The organism is Brevibacterium picturae (assembly GCF_030453725.1).
GTDB classification, from domain to species: Bacteria; Actinomycetota; Actinomycetes; order Actinomycetales; family Brevibacteriaceae; genus Brevibacterium; species Brevibacterium sandarakinum_A.
The window spans coordinates 1-1,685 of sequence record NZ_JAKDJU010000330.1; the positions used below are offsets into that span (position 1 = coordinate 1).

Annotated in this window: 2 protein-coding genes; one reads left to right on the forward strand and one right to left on the reverse strand. The window is 67.0% G+C overall.

Going from position 1 to position 1,685, the window contains the following annotated elements; all coding sequences use genetic code 11:
- Window positions 1–41: 41 nt before the first annotated feature.
- On the reverse strand, window positions 42–353 hold the full coding sequence (locus tag L0G76_RS16100) for a putative quinol monooxygenase (RefSeq protein WP_033107114.1): 312 nt from the start codon (window positions 351–353) through the stop codon (window positions 42–44).
- A gap of 107 nt (window positions 354–460) precedes the next feature.
- Here L0G76_RS16100 and L0G76_RS16105 point away from each other — a divergent pair, with 107 nt between their 5' ends.
- Entirely contained in the window at window positions 461–1,402 is a 942-nt protein-coding gene (locus tag L0G76_RS16105) for a GlxA family transcriptional regulator (RefSeq protein WP_304358133.1), read from the forward strand.
- Window positions 1,403–1,685 lie beyond the last annotated feature (283 nt).

Sequence of the window (1,685 nt, forward strand, 5' to 3'; positions counted from 1 at the left end):
CGACGGCTCGGCGGGGCGCGATCGTCTCGTGCGTTGGCGGACTACGGGAGCTTGGACGCGAGGACGTCGGCCGCCAGGATCTCGGGTGCTGCGCCGAGGAGGTGCTGGTTGGCCATCAGGGCTGCGACGATGGCGCCGTTGGCGTGGGCGTCGCGAGCGGCCTCGTCGGGGAATGCATCGAAGATCCAGAAGGTGTCGGCGTGGGTCCTGACCGCGAACCAGACAATCGTTCCTACTTCTTCGTTGGCGAGTGCGACAGCGCCGGCGAGCAGATCGGCGACCGCGTCGTGCTGTCCATCGGCCGCGACGATCTTGGCGACGAAGGCATACGGAAGTGATGCGGGTGTGGACATGAGGGACTCTCCTTGAAGTCGGGGTTCTTCGTGGGACGAGTTCAGCGTATGACGAGCGAGGGCCGATGGGGAGTGGCGTATACGACAGTATTGCTATTGTTTACGTCATGCGTATCGGACTGATCGCGATCGACGGCTGCTTCGGTTCGGCTATCGCGTCGATCATCGACATCGTGCGGGTGGCCGACGGAGCCCGCGGCGATGTCGACCCGCGGATCGACCCGATCGAACTCGCCATCCTCGGACCGAAACGGCGAGTGACCACGACGGCATCGATGACCCTGTCGGTGGACCACCCGCTGTCGGAGTCCGGAGAGTTCGACGTGGTCGTCGTCCCTGCGCTTGGAACCCTCACGGCCGCCGCTACCAACGACGCCCTCCAGAGCCGAGATGCTCGTTCGGTCATCGCCTCGCTCGGGCGCCTCGACGACGCGACCACCCGGATCGCCGCGGCGTGCACCGGCGTGTTCGCCGTCGCCGAGACCGGACGGATGCATCATCGGCGGGCGACGACCAGCTGGTTCCTGGGGCCGGAGTTCCTGAAGCGCTATCCGACCGTCGCCCTCGATCTCGACACCATGGTCGTGGTCGACGGGAACCTCGTCACCGCCGGCGCCGCGTTCGCCCACATCGACCTCGCGCTCTCACTCGTGCGATCGATCAGCCCCGACCTGGCCCAACACGTCGCCAAGCTCCTCATCATCGACGAGCGCCCGTCGCAGGCGGCCTTCGTCGCCTACGAACATCTCCGGCACGAGGACCCGATCGTCGTCGAGTTCGAACGCTTCGTGCGCGCCCGCCTGGACGAACCGTTCAACGTCGCCTTCGTCGCGCAGTCGCTCGGCACCAGCCGGCGCACCCTCGAACGACGAGTCCGTGCGGCGCTCAACCTCACTCCGCTCGGCTTCGTCCAACGGCTTCGCATCGAACGAGCTCGGCACCTCTCAGCAACCACGGACCTCACCTCCGCCGAGATCGCGCTACGGGTCGGCTACGCGAACGCCGAGACTCTGCGCTCCCTCCTGCGCAGGGAGCGACGCCGTTCCTGACCTATCGCCATGCCTGTAGCCGGTGTCCTAGCGCCCGGTTGGAACCACCTCTCAGCACGTCGCGTCGACGCTCCTGCGTCGCCCCTGGACGACCCACTCGACACGCCCGCAGCACAGGCCATGTGACGTGTCCCGGCTTCCCGGACGGTCGGGGTTGGGTGGCTGTGATGTCGCTGCGTTCTCGTCGAGGGGGTCAGCAGACCCGATCAGAGTCGATTGGGATGAGACGCGAAGGCGGTCAGGTCAGGGCGGCCGAAGCCGGCCGGCGGGGTAGCGTCGGACA